Source organism: Pseudochrobactrum sp. sp1633 (genome assembly GCF_030376605.1).
In the GTDB taxonomy this organism is placed as follows: Bacteria; Pseudomonadota; Alphaproteobacteria; order Rhizobiales; family Rhizobiaceae; genus Pseudochrobactrum.
In genome coordinates this window covers 39,593-58,173 of the sequence record NZ_JARRAE010000013.1, presented here as the reverse complement: position 1 = coordinate 58,173, position 18,581 = coordinate 39,593, and the positions used below count along the sequence as shown (strand labels likewise).

The following is an 18,581-nucleotide window of genomic DNA, read 5'->3' as shown; positions in this document are numbered from 1 at the left end:
CAACGCCCGCCTGAATTGTATTATTCAGCAGCTTCATACATCTGCTGGCGCTTTTCAAAAATTGCCTGTGCTCCTTCAAGCATCAGAAACAGCTTTTTACTCCACAATTCTTTGGGATGATCCGTCATCATACGGCTCATGATCAAGATCGGCCGAGCTGTATCCGGATTACGGATAGCTTCCGCCTCCCATGACGCGACAACCTTTTCAATACCGTGACCACCGATACGGTCCTGATTATAAACTCTGCGCCAACCAGTAAAGCAGTCCATCGTCATGTCAAACATACTGTCGAGCAGCACCACAGCCTCATCGGCAGAAAAACCATATTCGACAAACTGATTGGCAATTTCGCCAAAAGCACGGATACCGGATGGTGGTGACACCTCAAGCTCGCGCATAGCATCAGCCAGCCCCGGATACCGGTCGAACAGCTCCCATGAAGAATTTGCAACCGTTTGTGCAAATTCACGCCAATTCGAAGGGTTTCCGCGCCAGTCCAGCTCAGTGATTGCCAGATCAGCGGCGGCAAGAAGCAGCTCCTTGCGACCTTTGACATAGCGGTACAGCGAAGAGTGATCGACGCCCAGCGCCTGACCGACCGCGATCATCGTCACATCTTCCAGACCGATTTTGAGCGCAATGCGGGCAATTTCCTCATAGGAAATACGCGCCGGCCGGCCGACGCGGCTTCCGGCAACCATACAAGGTTTTTCCGTATTATTGTTTTTCACTGCCGCCCCCGCTCATTGATTTTCCGGCACATATGCCAAATCAGATACAATCTTTCAGACCGCTTTTTAGGCATAAGAAAATCTATTTGCAACAAACTGTTCCTAATAAGTTGAGTGTCCGGCTGCTTTTCAACCGAAAGTGCATCCGACCGGTGTCCAAATTGACTGAAATCAATGCAAATGAACCAGACTAGGTCCATTTACCGCATGTATCCTTGTAGACGATGCCCCTCTAAAGGATTAGGTAACGGTGAAGAAAAGGAAGATGCCCCATGGACTATAGCCGGTTTTTTGAAGCGGCCATTGACCGCCTTCACACTGAAAATCGTTACCGTGTATTTGCTGATCTCGAGCGCATTGTCGGCCGCTTTCCGCAGGCAATCTGGCGCCATCAGGGTCAGGCGCGTGAAATCACGGTCTGGTGCTCCAATGACTATCTGGGCATGGGGCAAAATCCCGTTGTCCTGAAGGCTATGACTGACGCTGCCAGCACGCAAGGCTCTGGTGCAGGTGGAACGCGCAACATCTCCGGCAACAATCATCCGCTGGTTGAACTTGAGCATGAGCTTGCAGATCTGCACGGCAAAGAGGCCGGTCTGGTTTTCACTTCCGGCTATGTTTCCAATGATGCTTCCATCTCGACAATTGCCAAATTATTGCCGGATTGCCTGATCCTCTCGGATGAGCTGAACCATGCTTCGATGATTGCCGGTATCCGTCATTCCGGTGTTGAAAAACAGATTTTCCGTCATAATGATGTGGCTCATCTGGAAGAGCTGCTCAAAGCTGCCGGTCACGACCGCGCCAAGCTGATCGTTTTTGAATCCGTCTATTCAATGGACGGTGATGTGGCACCACTGAAGCAAATTGTGGAACTGGCAGAAAAATACAATGCCATGACCTATCTTGATGAAGTTCATGCGGTCGGCATGTATGGCGCACACGGCGGCGGCATTTCCGAGCGCGAAGGCCTCAGCCATCGTATTGATATTATTGAAGGTACACTGGCCAAGTCCTTTGGCACACTGGGCGGTTATATTACCGGTTCAAAAACTGTGGTTGATGCCGTGCGCTCCTATGCGCCGGGCTTTATCTTTACATCTGCCCTGCCACCGGCAATTGCCAATGCCACGGTTGCAGCTATCCGCCATCTCAAAACATCCGGGATTGAGCGGGAACTGCAGCAGAAAAATGCGCAGATGACCAAAAATATGCTGAAACGCGCAGGCCTGCCGGTCATGCCGACAGAAACGCATATTGTGCCGCTGTTTGTCGGCAATGCAGATTTGTGCAAAAAGGCTTGCGACCGGTTGCTTGAAGTGCATGGGATTTACATTCAGCCGATCAATTTCCCGACCGTACCACGCGGCACCGAGCGTCTGCGCATCACGCCGACACCTGTGCATGGTGAGGAACTGATTGCCGGATTGAAAGAAGCACTGCTGGAAGTCTGGCAGACGCTGAATATTCCCTATGCCACCGACTTCACAGGCAAGCCGTTAAAACAAACCGCCTGATAGGCTGCATCATATGCATCTTACAGCCGCTCAGAACTCCACTTGAGCGGCTGTTTGTTTTTCGTCCATCTTTTTGAGTGAACGCGCCAGAAACGGCACGAAAATCGCAATCATCATGAAGCGGACAACATGGTGAGATGCAACATAGGCAGGATCAACGCCGAGCGAGAAAGCAATCACTGTCAGTGCTTCCAATGCACCCGGTGCGAATGCCAGCGCAATCTGTGCCGGATGCAGCCCTGTTGCCAGCCATGCCAGCACACAAACCGCCGATGCCGTTGCAGTACCGATAACAAAGGCCAGCAAAGCCACAGGCAGGTAGTTAAGGATTGCTCCGCGATGGCGCGCATCAACACGCGACCCGATCAATACCCCGAGAATAACCATGCCGAAATCGGCCATTTCCGGCGGAACCCGCACACTCACCACGCCCGTCACATAGACCAGCGCACTGGCGAGCAATGCGCCCAGCATCATACCGCCGGGCAAACGGCTGTAATGACCAACCAGCGCACCGGCACAGCCAGCAACAAACAGCGCCAGCCACTCACGCTGCATATTGGCAGAACTTGCAACAAAATCTATGTGCGGTGCCGATTGCCCCAGCACATTGAGCACCGGCGCGAGCAGTCCGATCAGCAACAACAGACGCACCGTCTGAATGATTGTAATTTTCACCAGATCAGCGCGGGTTTCGCTGGCCGCCGCCATTACAAAAGACAAGGCTCCGGGCAGAGATGAGAAGAAAGCTGTCTGCGCGTCCCAGCGAAACACATAGCGCAGCAGCATGAAAGTACAGCCTGTCACCGTTACCAGCATGACGAACAGCAACAGGAAGCTCACCGGCCACTCACCGATCTGACTCAAAGTCTCAGGGCGCACGCCGGAACCCGCTTGTATGCCAAGCATGATAAATACTGCATTGCGCAGCCAAACCGGCAGATAAATGCGCACCCCGCTTAAAGAAGCGATTGTCACGCTACACATTGAGCCGAGCAAAAACGGAATTGGCAAGCCGATCAGATAAGCGATTGCCGCTCCTGCGCCTGCGATCAAAAATGTCAATAAAAGTGCAAACAGACTGTTTTTCAGGGAAAGCGGGCGGGACATGAGATCATTCTTACTCAAATTATCCTTATGAACCATAAGGATAGATTGAAACCTGATACGCTATCAGAGCGACCAGACGCGTCTGAAGTCCCTGAGGATATATCATAAAAGAAACCCGGCAACATCTCTGAGGCCGGGTTTCTTCGATTTTTTTATAATCAGGCCTTTTTGGCCAGAAGATCGCGGATTTCTGTCAGCAGCACCTGATCTGCCGGAATTGCAGCTTCGGCTTCAGGCTTGGCTTCTTCCTTTTTCTTCATCTTGTTCATACCCTTAACAACAAGGAAGAGAACCCAGGCGATGATCAGGAAGTTGATCAGCAGTGTAACGAAATTACCGTAAGCAATGGTTGCACCGGCTTCACGCGCTGCTGCCAATGTACCCTTTGGCTCACCGGCCAGCTGGATGAACATATTCGAGAAATCGATACCACCGGTAACCAGACCGATAATAGGCATGATGATATCATTGACAATGGAGTTAACGAGACCACCAAATGCACCACCAATGATCACACCGATCGCCAGATCGACCATATTTCCTTTGAGTGCAAATTCACGAAACTCTTTTAGCATGAGCTGTCCTTTCGAATACGGGGGCTTATTTCGATTTTATTATCGGCATTAAAATTTTAAAGTAGCGGAGAATATTATACTCTCAAGATGATAAAGCAGGTTGAAGCTTGATTATCCTGAAGTGTTGCATACAAACATAGGCAAAGAATAATCAGCGGACAGAGACTGCCAGTAATTGCAGCCATATACAGGATTTTTCTGTCCCGCAATAAATAACCAGTCAGAACAGTCTTCATTTTCCCTGAAGCTGCTTCAATAACGGGGTCAGAATGCACGGTTGGATTATTATCGGCATCGCATTTCTCTATCTGATCCTGCTTTTCGCAGTTGCCAGTATCGGAGATCGCAAGGCCTTCCGGTGGGGAGCCAAGCCCAGACCCTATATTTATGCATTCAGCCTTGCTGTTTATTGCACGTCGTGGACATTTTTCGGTTCTGTGGGGCTGGCGGCCAATCGCGGCCTTGAATTTCTGGGCATTTATATCGGGCCTATTCTTGTCTTTACTTTCGGTAACAAGTTTCTGCGCCATGTGGTCAGACTGGCGAAAGCCGAGCGCATTACGTCCATCGCCGACTTTCTCGCAGCCCGCTACGGTAAAAGCACCAGCGTTGCCACGATCGGCACCTGTATCGCCGTTGTCGGCTCAATGCCTTATATCGCGCTGCAACTGAAAGCCGTTTCCGGCAGCGTAGATATGGTATTGGCGCAATATCAGGTAACTTACGACCCGATTGTCTATGTCTTCGGCGATATTTCGCTGTTTGTAACCGCCTTACTTGCGATATTTGCCATCCTGTTCGGCACCAGACATACGGATGCAACCGAGCATCAGGACGGACTTATTCTGGCTGTGGCACTGGAATCCGTCATTAAGATCGCCGCCTTTCTGATCGTTGGCATTGCGACTACATTTTTTCTGTTCGGCTCACCGTTTGATCTGCCCCGTCAACTACAGGAGCGCAATATTGATTTCTGGGGAATGATATCCCAGACCAGCGCCAGCACATGGATCGTCCACACAGTGCTCAGTGCTGCCGCCATTCTGATGCTGCCGCGCCAGTTTCATGTCACCGTTGTGGAAAATCGCAGCGAAAAAGAACTGCGCACTGCCCGCTGGTTGTTTCCGGTCTATCTGATCCTGATCAACCTGTTTGTGCTGCCCATTGCCTTGCAAGGCATTATCAATCTGGGGCCGGCAACCAATGCCGATCTTTATGTGCTTGCTTTGCCGCTGGCCGCGAATTCCCATCTCCTGACCCTGCTGGCCTTTGTCGGGGGGCTTTCTGCCGCTACAGCAATGGTGATTGTGGCCTGCGTGGCGCTTTCGATCATGATTTCCAACCATTTGCTGCTGCCATTGCTGATCCGCTATGTTTTCCGGCGGAATAAGCATCAGCAACGGGATCTGACCCGCCTCATCCTCTATACACGCCGCGCAACCATCGTCATCATTCTCGCAGTTACGTTCAGCTATTATCGTGCCAGTTCCAGCACTTTTGGGCTGGCCTCCATCGGGCTGGTTTCGTTTGCCGCGATTGCGCAATTTGCTCCCCCGCTGATCGGCGGGCTGATATGGCGCAATGCCAATGCCCGCGGTGCCGTGCTGGGTATGGTCAGCGGCTTTGCGGTCTGGGCCTATACATTGCTTTTGCCAACCCTTGCCAATCCTGATGCACCAATATTGCGTGACGGTCTGTGGGGGCTTTCCTATCTGCGTCCGCAAGCTTTGTTCGGCGTGGATGCCTTGCCCCTCACCCACGGCGCATTGTGGAGCCTTGCCGTCAATGCGCTTTTCTTTGTGATCGGCTCGCTATCCCGCCAGTCCACACCGCTGGAGCGCATTCAGGCCAGCACATTCATGCCGCGCAATCTGAAAACCGTGCCGGTTCTGCGTCGTTTCCGTACCAGCGTCACTGTCGGGGAAATCAAAAATACGATTGCCCGCTATTTGGGTGAGGACCGTGTTGCCCTTGCTTTCAGCCGCTATGACCAGAACGGCGATCTGCCGCTGGACGACAAAGCCGTCGCCGATGTACCGCTGATCCGGTTTGCCGAGCAGATATTGGGCAGCGCCATCGGCTCCTCATCAGCACGACTGGTGCTCTCGCTCCTGTTGCAACGTAAAGACAATACTGCTCCCGACACGCTGCGCCTGCTTGATGATGCCTCGGAGGCACTGCAACACAACCGCGACTTGCTGCAAACCGCGCTTGACCAGATGCAACAAGGCATTACCGTTCTCGACAAGGATTTTCGCCTGACGTGCTGGAACCGCCGGTTCCGGTATTTATTGCAACTGCCTGATGGCTTCGCGCAGGTTGGCACACCGATTTCAGACGTCCTTGATCTGTTGCTGCAAAACGGAGAAATTCACGCAAGCGATGGCAGTGCAATGATGCGCACGCTGGAACGCGCCCATGAGCCAAGCCGTATCTTGCTGCACTCAACAGGCAAAATCATCGAAATTGCAGCCAATCCGATGCCTGACGGCGGGATTGTGGCGAGCTATACGGATATCACCGCTTCCGTTGAGGCGGATAATGCGATGAAGCGCCTGAATGAAACGCTGGAACAGCGCGTTGCCGATCGTACCACGGAACTTCTGGAGGTGAACCAGCAGCTCGTACAGGCACAAAAACTGGCTGAAGAGGCGAATTTCGGCAAAACACGTTTTCTTGCTGCCGCCGGACATGATATTTTGCAGCCGCTCAATGCCGCCCGTCTCTACAGCACTGCATTGAGCGAGAGGCTCGGCGTTTCAGAAGCGCAACTGGCGCGCAATATTGATTCATCCCTTGAGGCGGTTGAAGGGATTCTCAGTGCATTGCTGGATATTTCGCGCCTCGATACCGGCGCTTTGAAACCTGAGCTCACTTTGTTTCGCCTTGACCGGCTGTTACAGCAGGTTGCAACAGATTTTACCCCGCTGGCCGTTGCCAAAGGCCTGAAATTGCGGATTGTTCCCTGCTCTCTTACGGTTTACAGCGACCGCAATCTCTTGCGCCGGTTGCTACAAAATCTGGTTTCAAACTCGATAAAATACAGCCGCAGCGGTAAAATTCTGCTTGGCGTGCGCCGCCGCGGCGGCAATCTTGAAATTAAAGTTGCCGATACCGGCATCGGCATCGCACCGGAAAAGCAGCAACTGGTTTTCCGAGAGTTCTACCGGCTGGATGAGGGCATCAGTCAGGCTGACGGTTTAGGGCTTGGCCTATCTATTGTTGACCGCATTGTCAGGGTGCTGCATCTGACTATTCACCTGCAATCTCAACACGGAAAAGGCACCTGTTTCAGCGTTATCATGCCTGTCTCTCAGGAACCTGCGGCAGAAATAGTAACAGAGCAGCCGCAGGCCAGACGCCGCAGCAATGCACTCCAAGGCATGCGTGTTCTATGTATTGATAATGATCCGCTGATCCTTGACGGCATGCGCACATTGCTTGGTGGCTGGGGCTGCGACATGACCTTGATACGTGATGGTGCCCAATTGAAAGACTGGTGCAATCATATTTCCCGTGCACAGACGCCGGTCAGAATATTACCGGATATTATTCTTGCCGATTATCATCTTAACCGTGAAAACGGTCTGGATATGATCGGCTATACCCGTGAGATGCTCGGCCATCCTATTCCTGCGGTTCTGCTCACCGCAGACCGCTCCAAGGAAGTCAAACTGCGCGCGCAGGAAGATAATGTCCATGTGCTGAACAAGCCAATTAAACCCGCAGCCCTGCGGTCACTGCTGGCGCATTATCATCTGAGGTAATGCTTTAGTCGAGAAGGGAAAAGCCGGGACCAAGTTTGGAAAGCAAAATGACCGCCTGCGTGCGGCTGTCCACGCCCAGCTTTTGCAAAACCGCCGACACATGGGCTTTGACCGTTGCCTCTGAAATATTCAATTCATAGGCCAGCTGCTTATTGAGCAATCCCTGCCCCAGCATGGAAAGCACGCGTGTTTGCTGCGGGGTGAGCGCACGGATGCGGGCAATCAGATCCGCGATCTCAGCATCATTTTCCGCACCCAGTTCAAGATCGCCGGAGACCCACTCCCCGCCATCAAGCACAGTGCGCACCGCCAGACCAATCTCTTCCAGACCCGCTGATTTTGAAACAAAGCCCGATGCTCCAAGCTCCATAGCGCGGCGTATCGTTGCCACATCATCGGTTGCAGAAACAATCATCACCGGCAATTGCGGGTGCTGTGCTTTGAGATTGATGAGGCCGGAAAGTCCGCTGACACCGGGCATGGTCAGATCAAGAAATAACAGATCAACATCCTGCGCATCTTCTGCAACTTTTTGCAGTTGCTGATAATTGTCTGCTTCAGTCACACTTTCCGGCTGAAAACCGTCTTGCAAAATTTGCCGCAACGCACCACGGAATAAAGGGTGATCATCGGCAATAATAAAATTCAAATCCATAAATTTCCTACCCCTTATCTGTTCCCTCAACCGAGTTCCCGCGAACAGTCTCCCAAAGACACCTTATCCTTTTGTGTGACTAAAGATAAAGATCGAAATCGCATGTATTCATCACAGCTTACCGCCGGACAGCTCCCGCTCTGCCTCAGATGCCCCAAGTCTGTGCAGCCGCATTTTTTGTTTCAATGAGGCATGCAGGTCTGATAAAACTGTTGAATGCTATACCAAGCGCGCAACAAAAACCGTCTGTGACGGGCGCGGTTATCTTCATTATGCAATATTACCGGCATAGTGAACAATATGCAGTTTGTTTTCTGCTTTTGCCGCGATGGTGCCGTATTGTCAGTTAGGGTGATGCCTGCTCTATATGCAAGAGAAAAATCTTACCGCTTTGCGGGAATAATAACCAAAAAGGACGATCCATGACACGCCACAGCCTCTATCCGGACATTAATCCCTATCGGGAAGAGATGCTGCAGGTCTCATCACTGCACCGGATTTACTTTGAGGAATGCGGAAATCCGAACGGCAAGCCGGTCATCATGATTCACGGCGGACCGGGCGGCGGCATTTCGCCGACCATGCGTCGTCTGCATGACCCGTCAGCCTACCGCATTATTCTGTTTGACCAGCGCGGTTGCGGCCGTTCCACGCCTCATGCAGAGCTGCGTGAAAACACAACATGGGATCTGGTTGCTGATATGGAACGTCTGCGCACCCATCTCGGCGTTGAAAAATGGCAGGTATTCGGTGGCTCTTGGGGCTCCACACTCGGGCTCGCTTATGCACAGACCCATCCGGAGCGTGTCAGCGAACTGGTGCTGCGTGGTATCTTTCTGGCACGTCGCTTTGAAGTGGACTGGCTCTACAGCAATGGTGCCAGCATCATCTATCCGGATCGCTTTGAAGCCTATCAGCTGCATATTCCTGAAGCCGAGCGCGGCGATATGGTGGCCGCCTATTACCGCCGCCTGACCGATCCGAACCCGCAAATACAGATTGAAGCAGCACGACGCTGGTCACGCTGGGAAGGCTCAGCGATTTCTCTGTTGCCAGATCCGGAACGTGAAAACGCTTTTGCGCAGGATCATTTCGCCATCGCTTTCGCGCGCATCGAATGTCACTATTTCCAGAACCGCGCCTTCTTTGACACGGATGATCAGCTGCTGCGTCTGGCCGATCGTATCCGTCATATTCCGGGTGTTATCATTCACGGTCGCTACGATATGTGCACGCCGTTCATCAATGCATGGCATCTGAAGAAAGTCTGGCCGGAAGCCGATCTGCGGATTGTCGAGAATGGTGGTCATGCAGTGACCGAGCCGGGCATTACCCACGAGCTGATCGAGGCGACACGCCGCTTTGCCAATATCGGCTAAAGCAAATTGAAGAGAATAAAAAAGCGCCGGAAACGGCGCTTTTTTTCTTAGGAGGAATTATGTGCGGTTCGGCACCGGTGCCGGTTCATCAAGGCTCTTGGCTACGCCCATGAAGGAGCGCATGAAGCGTTCCATATAGCTTAAACCCTTTTCAAATTCTTCTTCACTTGGAAGCGTGCCGTTTGCAACGCCGCTTTTTTCAAGCTTGGCAATGCGTGCAGTCAGATCAGCAACCTGCTTTTCCAGCAGAATAACGCGTTCATCATTGCTCAGTTGTGCAGGTTTGGTTTCAGCACATTCAACCTTACCGGCCTGCTCTTTGCACAGGGAAAATTCACCGGTCTGGCGATCAAGGCGGATAATACCGGCTTCGGTTTTTTCCATAGAGTAGCGCTGCATATCTTGTGCAGGAGAAGGACTCATACCCCAGACCAAAGCCAACCCTGTTAAAGCCGAAAGAACAGCACTGCGTATAATGAGCTTGAATTTGTTTTCTTTTGCTACAGCAACCGCAATAGCGGACCGGTTCCTCATCTGCCCACTCCTTTAATCTGTCTGCTAGGTATATGGGTTTTATCCAGACACTTTCCAGTGCTTCCTGTCAAAAACACAAACTTGTCAGAACTCCATTTTGCTCATTTGCAAAAGTGATGTTAACCCTTTATTAAAATTTAGAGGTGGCTTGTGACTTAATTTTGTCTTAAAAGCTGCCGGATGCGCCAAACCGGCCACATATATAACGATGTCTGAACAATTTTACCGTTCACAACAATAGCGTTTTTCATGTCAAACAGTGATCCGTCACATCATACCATCTACAAGATTGCCACGCGCGCCCAATGGGCAGACGCGGAAAAGGCAGGGCATTTTTCCGGTGCGCCTGTTGATCTTCAGGATGGTTATATCCACTTTTCCACCGATGATACGGTTGCAGAAACCGCTGCCAAGCACTTTGCAAGGCAGCATGATCTGCTGCTGGTGGCTGTTGATGCAAACCAGCTGGGCGATGAACTTCGCTATGAAATTTCCCGCGGCGGCAAAGCCTTTCCGCATCTTTACGCCAATCTTCAGCTCACTGCGGTGCGCTGGGTGAAAGACCTGCCGCTCGACAGCGACGGCAAGCATCAGTTTCCGGAGCTTGAACAATGAGCGGTTTTTTTGAGAATATTGCCCGTCGCGCACTGTTTGCGATGGATGGTGAGCAGGCGCATGGCCTTTCCATTGCAGCACTGAAAACCGGTGTACTCTCCAGCCCTGCCCCGCTTGACCCTGCTTTGCAGCAAACAGTTGCCGGTCTTAAATTTACCAATCCGCTGGGCATGGCCGCTGGCTTTGACAAGAATGCAGAAGTACCGGATGCGCTGCTGAAACTCGGCTTTGGTTTTGCAGAAGTCGGCACCATTACGCCGCGCGCGCAGGCTGGCAATCCTAAACCGCGCATCTTCCGCCTTGTCGAAGATCGTGCAGTGATCAATCGTCTCGGCTTCAACAATGAAGGCCATGAAGCTGCTTATAAGCGCCTGAGCCAGCGTAACAGCTGCAGCAGTTGCGGTATTGTCGGCGTGAATATCGGCACCAATAAAGATAGTGAAGATCGCGTGGCCGATTATGTGGCCGGTATTCACCGCTTCTACAGCGTGGCCAAATATTTCACCGCGAATATTTCTTCGCCGAACACACCGGGTCTGCGCGATCTGCAAGCCAAAGACAGCCTGCATATTCTGCTTGAAAAAGTGCTGGAAGCACGCGATCAGGAAGCAGAAAAATGCACCCTGAAACGTCCTGTTTTTCTGAAAATTGCCCCTGACCTGACAGAAGAAGGCTTGGATGATATTGCCGAAGTGGCACTGGCTCATCCTCTCGACGGTCTGATTATTGCCAACACCACTTTGTCACGCACCAATCTGGTCAATCAGGTTGAAGCGAAGGAGACAGGCGGACTTTCCGGCGCACCGATTTTTGAACGATCGACCATTGTACTTGCTAAAATGCGCCAGCGCATCGGTAAAGCCATGCCGATCATCGGTGTTGGCGGTGTGGACAGCGGTGCAACCGCGCTTACCAAAATTAAAGCCGGTGCCGATCTGGTACAGCTTTATACCGGTATGATCTATCGCGGCCCGACCGTGCCGAAAGAGATCGTCAAAGAACTCTCCGCATTGGTGAAACAGGCAGGTGTCGCCAATATTTCCGAGCTGCGCGATTTGGAAACAGCTCAGTGGGCGGCCAAAGACATTCCGGCCTGATTTTTTAAAAAACTGAATACAAAAAAGCCGGAGCGGTTCTCACCACTCCGGCTTTTTCTTATTATTTATTTAATTAGCCGCTGATCTTTGAGAAGTCAGCAACCTGACCGGTTACCGAGCGGATTTTCGCCAGCAGTGCCAAGCGATTGGCGCGGATAGCTTCATCCTCATCATTGACCATCACCTTGTCGAAGAAGGCATCAACCGGCGCACGCAGCTCGGCCATTGCCGACATTGCCGCAGAGAAATCTTCCCTGGCAATTGCCTCGGCGGCCTTGGTTTCTGCCGACTGCACGGCAGCAAACAGCGCCTTTTCCTCTTCATTGTTGAAGAGTGCCGCATCAACATTTGCAGCAATGACAGTGCCCTTTTTCTCTTCAGCACCGAGAATATTGGCTGCACGTTTGGTGCCTGCCAGCAAGTTCTTGCCGTCTTCTTCATTGATGAAAACGATCAGAGCTTCGAGGCGACGGGCAACCAGCAGCAGATTATCTGCATCGGCTGACAGAACGGCATCAATCGCATCGTGACGTGCACCTTCATCCTTCAGATAGACCTTGAAACGGTCATGGAAGAAGGACAGCAGATCAGCGCCAACGTCTTTCGATGCCAGACCTTCGATTGACGCCAATGGCTTTTCAGCCTGCGCAATCAAAGCTTTCAATTCTGCGCGGATATCATTTTCGAGGATCAGGCGGATCACACCAAGGGCTGCACGGCGCAGCGCATAAGGGTCTTTCGAACCTGTCGGCTTTTCATCAATCGCCCAGAAACCTGTGAGCGTGTCGATCTTGTCAGCCAGTGCAACGGCAACCGATACCGGCTCACGCGGTACGCGATCAGACGGGCCCTGAGGCTTGTAATGATCTTCAAGTGCTATTGCGACACTCGCATCTTCACCCTGCAACAGCGCATATTTATGCCCCATCGCGCCCTGCAATTCAGGGAACTCACCAACAACTTCTGTCTGCAGATCAGCTTTAGCCAGCACAGCTGCACGGGCAGTCAGTGTAACATCCGCACCAACCAGCGGTGCAATTGCCTCAGCCAAAGCTTTGATGCGTGCCACGCGTGCACCCTGCGTGCCGAGCTTGGCATGGAAGGTCACATTGAGCGCATCCAGGCGTGCCATGCGCTGATCAAGCGGTTTAGCCAGATCAAGCGCGAATTTAGCAGCAGACGCTTTCAGCTTATCCATATCCGGCATATCTGCCTGATCGGTGTGCCAGAAATACAAGGCATCGGACAGACGTGCACGGACAACCTTGCCGTTACCGAAAGCGATTTCCTTGCCGCCGTCACGGGCAGCAATATTGGAGATCAGAATGAATTTGTTCGACAGCGCTTCTGTCTCACCCTGATTGCGGGTGACAAAGCATTTCTGATTTGCGCGGATGGTCAGGCGGATAACTTCCGGCGGAATGGAGAGGAACTCTTCCTCAAACTCGCCCATCAGCACCACCGGCCACTCAACCAGACCGGACACTTCTTCCAGCAGGCCTTCGTCTTCGACCAGCTCCAGACCGGAGGCAAATGCCAGATTGCGGGCATCGGTGAGAATGATTTCCTTGCGGCGCTCAGCATCGAGCACCACATGCGCTTTTTCCAGCTTCTCAACATAGTCGTCAAAGCGGCGCACGGTGATCGCTTTACCGTCGCTCATGAAACGGTGACCGTGCGTGGTGTTGCCGGAGCGTACGCCGCCGACTTCAAAATCCACCACAACGGTTTCTTCGGTTTCAGGACCAAACAGGCAAATAATCGACTGCAGCGGGCGTACCCAGCGCATCGCACCCGATTGTGCCGAAGCTTTGCCCCAGCGCATGGATTTCGGCCACGGAAAATTCTGCACCACATTCGGCACCAGTTCCGCGATGATCTCTTCAGCAGCGCGGCCAGATTTGGTGATATGCGCGACGTAGAAATCGCCCTTTTTCGGGTCGGAATGCACATGCGCCTGCGCAATATCGCTCAAGCCAGCTTTACGCAAGAAACCCTGAATTGCGGCCTCAGGCGCAGAAACGGACGGACCTTTGATATCTTCATGCACGTCTTTTGAACGCACAGTCAGACCACGAATATCCAGCGTGAGACGACGCGGTGTCCAGTAAGGCGTTGCCGCCTCATAGATCAGACCGGCTTCAACCAGACCATCAGTGATCATTTTCTTCAAATCACCGGCAGCTTTACGCTGCATGCGGGCTGGAATCTCTTCAGAGAACAATTCTAACAGTAAATCAGGCATCAGCGTGTCTCGTTCTTGTAGTTGACGCCACCGGCATCGGTCTGAAGGAAAGCTTCACCGCACTGGCGCGCAAGATTGCGCACACGCAGGATATAGCTCTGGCGCTCGGTTACCGAGATAACGCCACGGGCATCCATCAGATTGAAAATATGCGAGGCTTTGATCGCTTGATCGTAAGCAGGGAAAACACATTTATGTAGCTTCCCTGTCGTGCCTCCGGCACTCGTCGCCTCTTGTGGCGCACCCGCAGCCAACACAGCCTTACATTCCGCTTCCGCATCAATGAAATGCTGGTGCAGCATATCGGTATTGGCGATTTCGAAATTGTAGCGCGAATATTCCTGCTCGGTCTGGAGGAACACGTCACCGTAAGTGACCTTATCCTCACCTTCCAGACCATTGAAATTCAGGTCATAAACATTGTCCACGCCCTGCACATACATAGCGAGGCGCTCAAGACCATAGGTCAGCTCACCGGCGACCGGAGAACATTCGATACCGCAAACCTGCTGGAAATAAGTGAACTGCGAGATTTCCATACCATCGCACCAGCACTCCCAACCCAGCCCCCAAGAGCCGGTGGTCGGGTTTTCCCAGTCATCCTCAACAAAGCGGATATCATGCAGCTCTGTATCAATGCCGATGGCTTTCAGCGAGCCGAGATACAGCTCCTGCAGGTTCGGCGGGCTTGGCTTCAGCAAAACCTGATACTGGTAATAATGCTGCATACGGTTCGGGTTTTCACCATAGCGGCCGTCTTTCGGGCGGCGCGACGGCTGCACATAGGCAACATTCCACGGCTTTGGCCCCAGAGCGCGCAAAGTGGTAGACGGATGCAACGTACCCGCCCCGACTTCCATATCGTAAGGCTGCAAAATTGTGCAGCCATGCTGCGCCCAGTAATGCTGGAGCGCCATGATAAAGCCCTGAAAAGAGCGGGTCGGATGCAGGTGTTCAGGCAATGTGCTGGTCACGGAAGGCCTCATTAGAGCATTCTTGGCGAGATCAGTCATAAAAACTGTTCTTCTTGCAAAGCATGCGTGGTGAAAACGGTGAAAGCTGAGCCATAACAGCTCAGCTCCGCCGAAAAACAGATAGTTTGTCCTAATTATTCCGCGCTAAGCGGTCAAGACTTAAAGCCGGATAGCAAGGTATTATGGCTTTGCAGCAGGATCAGCAGGCTTCACATCCGGTGCAATTTCAGGCTTTGCCGAAGCCGTGTCTTTCACATCAGCTTCCGCTGTCTGTGTCAGGCCGTTTTTCAGCTTTTTCTCAATCTTGGCCAGCTCTGCCGCTTCCGGCTTACCGGCAATAGCATGATTCCACTGGAATGTTGCCTCCAGCCCGCGCCCTGCCTGCCAATAAGCATCGCCCAGATGATCATTGATCGTCGGGTCTTCAGGCCGCAGTTTGACAGCTTTTTCAAGCTCCACAACCGCCTCATTATAGCGACCCAGCTTGTAATAAGCCCAGCCAAGGGAATCGACAATATAACCGTCCTGCGGACGCATCTCGACAGCCTTGCGGATCATCTGCAAAGCTTCTTCCAGATTTTCACCGCGATCGACCCATGAATAGCCGAGATAGTTCATCACCTGCGGCTGGCTTGGAAACAGCTCCAATGCCTGACGGAAATTCGGCTCAGCCTTGTCCCATTGCTTCAGACGCTCATAGGCAATGCCGCGCTGATAAAACACAGGCCAGTCCTGACGTACCGGTGATTTAAGCTCCGCGACAGCCTGATCATAGGTCTTTGCCGCGTTTGCCCAGTCTTCCTTCTGCGCATAAACACCGCCAAGGGCCAGATAAGAACGGTTATCCTTATCATTGCTGCGCAGGTTGTTTTTCAGATGCTCAATTGCGTCATCAATCTTGCCGGTTTCCGCGAGATTGAGCGACAGCTGCATTTCCGCATCCCGCTTATAAGGCGATTTAGCGGCTACACGGCTATAATACTTAATCGCCTTTTCAGGCTGACGCAGTTTCGCAGCAATATCGCCAAGCTGGAACAATGTTGCGTCATTATCCTCTCGCAGCTCACCGGACATCTGCAGATAAATGGTTGCAAAAGCCTCTGCACCGCCACGATTAATGGCCGTTCCCAGAGAATAAAGCACCTCTGCCGCGCCTTGCTGCGGAGTGCGCACCTGCGGATCAAGCTTCTCACCGTTTTCGAGCTTCTGGCGCACTTCACGCAGGATCACACGACCGCTGAGAATTTGCTCGGCATCTTCTACCAGTTTGATCGCACCATCTTTATCACCCTGACGCTGTTTGAAATCAGCATAAGCGTAAATGATGCGCTCATAGGTATCAGGGGCAGCACTGCCGCCTTCTTTATCGGCCACAGCCTGCGCATAGAACTTATCCGCGACTTTGGTCTGTCCTGCACTGTCAGCAATCATTGCCGAAGTATATGTTTTGAAAAGGTCGTACCAGACAGGCCCGTCGAGCTTCTCAACGGCTGCCAGCGCATCTTTCGGGCGGCCTTCACCATAGAACGTCCATGCGCTCATCAGGCCGGTTGCCAAACGATCCATTTCCGACTGCTGCGTGAGCTTCAGATTGGTGCGGGCAGTACGGTAATGCTTATCGTTAAACGCTTTTATCGCCAGTACAACGCGGGAAAAACGCTCGACTTCCGGTTCATTTTTCAGCACGCGGGCAAATGGCAATGCCTCATCCAGCTGACCATCTGTCAGATAAGAGAGCAGCAGATCACGCTTCATCGGCTGATTGGACGGATCAAAAACCAGCGCCTGACGGTAATAAGCAATCGCCACGGGAAGATTATTGTCAATCTCGGCAATGCGGCCTGCCAGATAGGCGCCAGGGAAAGAGCCTGCACGGGAAATAATGACCGGCTCATCTGCCGGTGCTTTTGCCGGCGTCAGCGCATTGGCGATGCCTGACAGTCCGCCTGTAAAGGCTACCCCTGCCATCAAAGCGAGAACCAGAGCACGAGCTTTAACTGTATTCCGCCGCATCGGCATTTCCCCTTGAATTCTTAATGTCCGGCTCGATCTCCGGCTTATTCCAAACAATCACAACATCCGGTGTCAGTGGTTTAAATTCAACGCACTGACGTGGTTTTTATATGGCCGGAGAAGAGGGTATTTTTAAAATACCACTACCGGAAACATGCTCCGGTAGTGGTCAATAATCAGTTTACGCGGCTGATGCAGAAATCAATCACATCAATCAGCGCATCTTTTTGCGGGCTCTGCGGCAGCGGTGCCAATGCGTCACGCGCAATCTCACCAAAATGACGGGCGCGCTGCACTGTATCGGCAATCGAACCATGCTTGGTCATCAGGCCGATAGCTTTCTGCAAAGCCTCATCATCGTTTTTGCCCTGCTCAATAGAAACTTTCCAGAAAGCACGCTCTTCCTCAGAACCACGGCGATAGCTCAGCAGCAGCGGCATAGTGATTTTGCCTTCGCGGAAATCATCGCCTACATTTTTGCCGAGGTCTGCGGCGGAGCCACCGTAATCCAGCGCATCATCAATCAGCTGGAATGCAAGACCGAGATTGAGGCCATAGGAGCGCAATGCAAGACGATGCGCGCGCGGCGCATCGGCAATGATCGGGCCAACTTCGGCAGCAGCAGAAAACAGCGCTGCGGTCTTGGCTTTGATCACGGCCAGATATTCGTCTTCCGTGGTTTCCATGTTTTTTGCGGCGGCAAGCTGCATCACTTCGCCCTCGGCGATCACCGAGGCAGAAGTTGCCAGCACATCCAACGCGTCAAGCGAACCGACATCAACCATCATTTTGAAGGCTTGTCCGAGCAGGTAGTCACCAACCAGAACGCTGGCCTGATTGCCCCAGATCATCCGCGCAGTGCTTTTACCGCGGCGCAGGTCGCTCTCATCCACCACATCATCATGCAGCAGAGTGGCAGTGTGCATAAACTCCACACTGGTTGCGAGCTGCACATGGCCTTCACCCTCATAGCCGAACATGGCTGCAGCAGCGAGTGTCATCATCGGACGCAAACGCTTCCCACCGGATGAAATCAGATGATTGGCCACTTCCGGTATCATCTCAACATCAGAACCGGCCTTGGACAGGATCAGCGCATTGACACGTCCCATATCCGCTTTCGTCAGATCAACCAGCTTCTGAATGGACGCCTGCTGATTTTTTTTCTCATCGAGATTGAGAACCACACCCAATGCCATATCTCCAGTTCACGCGGCCTGATCATGAGACCCGTTTTTATAGCAGCACATTATTCAACGCTGCCTTTATGCTCAAGCGCCAAATGCACTAAAAGCCCCGTTAAAGGCAAGAGTTGCGAACGGCCACAACCCACAATAAAGCACATTCAGCTTATATAAGATGTCAA

14 protein-coding genes are annotated in these 18,581 nt (G+C 52.3%); 5 read left to right on the top strand and 9 right to left on the bottom strand.

The annotated features are described in order from the left end of the window. Window positions 1-20: 20 nt before the first annotated feature. On the bottom strand, window positions 21-734 hold the full coding sequence (locus P8H26_RS14055) for a hypothetical protein (protein ID WP_289633759.1): 714 nt from the start codon (window positions 732-734) through the stop codon (window positions 21-23). 272 nt (window positions 735-1,006) lie between these two features. Here P8H26_RS14055 and hemA point away from each other — a divergent pair, with 272 nt between their 5' ends. Continuing rightward, window positions 1,007-2,251, top strand: coding sequence for a 5-aminolevulinate synthase (gene hemA, locus P8H26_RS14050; RefSeq protein ID WP_289633757.1), 1,245 nt, complete (start codon window positions 1,007-1,009; stop codon window positions 2,249-2,251). Window positions 2,252-2,281: 30 nt separating this feature from the next. Here the strand turns inward: hemA and P8H26_RS14045 are convergent, their stop codons facing one another. Beyond that, window positions 2,282-3,361 (bottom strand): AbrB family transcriptional regulator, encoded by a 1,080-nt coding sequence (locus tag P8H26_RS14045; protein ID WP_289633756.1) that lies wholly within the window; start codon window positions 3,359-3,361, stop codon window positions 2,282-2,284. 158 nt (window positions 3,362-3,519) lie between these two features. Beyond that, entirely contained in the window at window positions 3,520-3,936 is a 417-nt protein-coding gene (gene mscL / locus P8H26_RS14040; RefSeq protein ID WP_289633755.1) for a large conductance mechanosensitive channel protein MscL, read from the bottom strand. 269 nt (window positions 3,937-4,205) lie between these two features. Here mscL and P8H26_RS14035 point away from each other — a divergent pair, with 269 nt between their 5' ends. Continuing rightward, entirely contained in the window at window positions 4,206-7,703 is a 3,498-nt protein-coding gene (locus P8H26_RS14035; protein ID WP_289633754.1) for a PAS domain-containing hybrid sensor histidine kinase/response regulator, read from the top strand. 4 nt (window positions 7,704-7,707) lie between these two features. Here P8H26_RS14035 and P8H26_RS14030 read toward each other — a convergent pair whose 3' ends face one another. Further along, the gene (locus tag P8H26_RS14030) at window positions 7,708-8,358 is read right to left on the bottom strand and encodes a response regulator transcription factor (RefSeq protein WP_374708306.1); all 651 of its coding nucleotides are present in this window, start codon (window positions 8,356-8,358) and stop codon (window positions 7,708-7,710) included. Between the two features lie 422 nt (window positions 8,359-8,780). Here P8H26_RS14030 and pip point away from each other — a divergent pair, with 422 nt between their 5' ends. Next, window positions 8,781-9,737, top strand: a complete 957-nt coding sequence (pip, locus tag P8H26_RS14025) for a prolyl aminopeptidase (RefSeq protein ID WP_289633753.1) — start codon at window positions 8,781-8,783, stop codon at window positions 9,735-9,737. A 57-nt stretch (window positions 9,738-9,794) separates the two neighbouring features. On the opposite strand, the gene P8H26_RS14020 is transcribed toward pip, so the two are convergent. After that, window positions 9,795-10,271 (bottom strand): hypothetical protein, encoded by a 477-nt coding sequence (locus P8H26_RS14020; RefSeq protein ID WP_289633752.1) that lies wholly within the window; start codon window positions 10,269-10,271, stop codon window positions 9,795-9,797. 249 nt (window positions 10,272-10,520) lie between these two features. Between P8H26_RS14020 and P8H26_RS14015 the strand changes: the two genes are divergently transcribed. Together P8H26_RS14015 and P8H26_RS14010 are read left to right on the top strand one after the other, a co-directional pair. Beyond that, window positions 10,521-10,886 carry a DUF952 domain-containing protein gene (locus P8H26_RS14015; RefSeq protein WP_289633751.1) on the top strand — a complete coding sequence of 122 codons (366 nt, stop codon included), beginning with the start codon at window positions 10,521-10,523 and terminating at the stop codon, window positions 10,884-10,886. Next, complete coding sequence (locus P8H26_RS14010; protein WP_289633750.1) at window positions 10,883-11,983, top strand: quinone-dependent dihydroorotate dehydrogenase; 1,101 nt, start codon at window positions 10,883-10,885, stop codon at window positions 11,981-11,983. Before P8H26_RS14015 ends, P8H26_RS14010 begins: the two co-directional genes overlap by 4 nt. Window positions 11,984-12,056: 73 nt before the next feature. On the opposite strand, the gene glyS is transcribed toward P8H26_RS14010, so the two are convergent. From glyS to P8H26_RS13990, 4 genes are all read right to left on the bottom strand, one after another. Then, window positions 12,057-14,228 carry a glycine--tRNA ligase subunit beta gene (gene glyS, locus P8H26_RS14005; protein ID WP_289633749.1) on the bottom strand — a complete coding sequence of 724 codons (2,172 nt, stop codon included), beginning with the start codon at window positions 14,226-14,228 and terminating at the stop codon, window positions 12,057-12,059. Further along, the gene (locus P8H26_RS14000) at window positions 14,228-15,178 is read right to left on the bottom strand and encodes a glycine--tRNA ligase subunit alpha (RefSeq protein WP_289633796.1); all 951 of its coding nucleotides are present in this window, start codon (window positions 15,176-15,178) and stop codon (window positions 14,228-14,230) included. Before P8H26_RS14000 ends, glyS begins: the two co-directional genes overlap by 1 nt. 204 nt (window positions 15,179-15,382) lie before the next feature. Then, window positions 15,383-17,215 carry a tetratricopeptide repeat protein gene (locus P8H26_RS13995; protein ID WP_289633748.1) on the bottom strand — a complete coding sequence of 611 codons (1,833 nt, stop codon included), beginning with the start codon at window positions 17,213-17,215 and terminating at the stop codon, window positions 15,383-15,385. 176 nt (window positions 17,216-17,391) lie between these two features. Continuing rightward, the gene (locus P8H26_RS13990) at window positions 17,392-18,408 is read right to left on the bottom strand and encodes a polyprenyl synthetase family protein (RefSeq protein ID WP_289633794.1); all 1,017 of its coding nucleotides are present in this window, start codon (window positions 18,406-18,408) and stop codon (window positions 17,392-17,394) included. Window positions 18,409-18,581 lie beyond the last annotated feature (173 nt).

What these genes read in the sequence shown, in the direction of transcription:
- hemA (WP_289633757.1), top strand. Translation starts at nt 1,007, where the DNA reads ATGGACTATAGCCGGTTTTTTGAAGCGGCCATTGACCGCCTTCACACT.
- P8H26_RS14045 (WP_289633756.1), bottom strand. Translation starts at nt 3,361, where the DNA reads ATGTCCCGCCCGCTTTCCCTGAAAAACAGTCTGTTTGCACTTTTATTG.
- mscL (WP_289633755.1), bottom strand. Translation starts at nt 3,936, where the DNA reads ATGCTAAAAGAGTTTCGTGAATTTGCACTCAAAGGAAATATGGTCGAT.
- P8H26_RS14035 (WP_289633754.1), top strand. Translation starts at nt 4,206, where the DNA reads ATGCACGGTTGGATTATTATCGGCATCGCATTTCTCTATCTGATCCTG.
- P8H26_RS14030 (WP_374708306.1), bottom strand. Translation starts at nt 8,358, where the DNA reads ATGGATTTGAATTTTATTATTGCCGATGATCACCCTTTATTCCGTGGT.
- pip (WP_289633753.1), top strand. Translation starts at nt 8,781, where the DNA reads ATGACACGCCACAGCCTCTATCCGGACATTAATCCCTATCGGGAAGAG.
- P8H26_RS14020 (WP_289633752.1), bottom strand. Translation starts at nt 10,271, where the DNA reads ATGAGGAACCGGTCCGCTATTGCGGTTGCTGTAGCAAAAGAAAACAAA.
- P8H26_RS14015 (WP_289633751.1), top strand. Translation starts at nt 10,521, where the DNA reads ATGTCAAACAGTGATCCGTCACATCATACCATCTACAAGATTGCCACG.
- P8H26_RS14010 (WP_289633750.1), top strand. Translation starts at nt 10,883, where the DNA reads ATGAGCGGTTTTTTTGAGAATATTGCCCGTCGCGCACTGTTTGCGATG.
- glyS (WP_289633749.1), bottom strand. Translation starts at nt 14,228, where the DNA reads ATGCCTGATTTACTGTTAGAATTGTTCTCTGAAGAGATTCCAGCCCGC.
- P8H26_RS13995 (WP_289633748.1), bottom strand. Translation starts at nt 17,215, where the DNA reads ATGCGGCGGAATACAGTTAAAGCTCGTGCTCTGGTTCTCGCTTTGATG.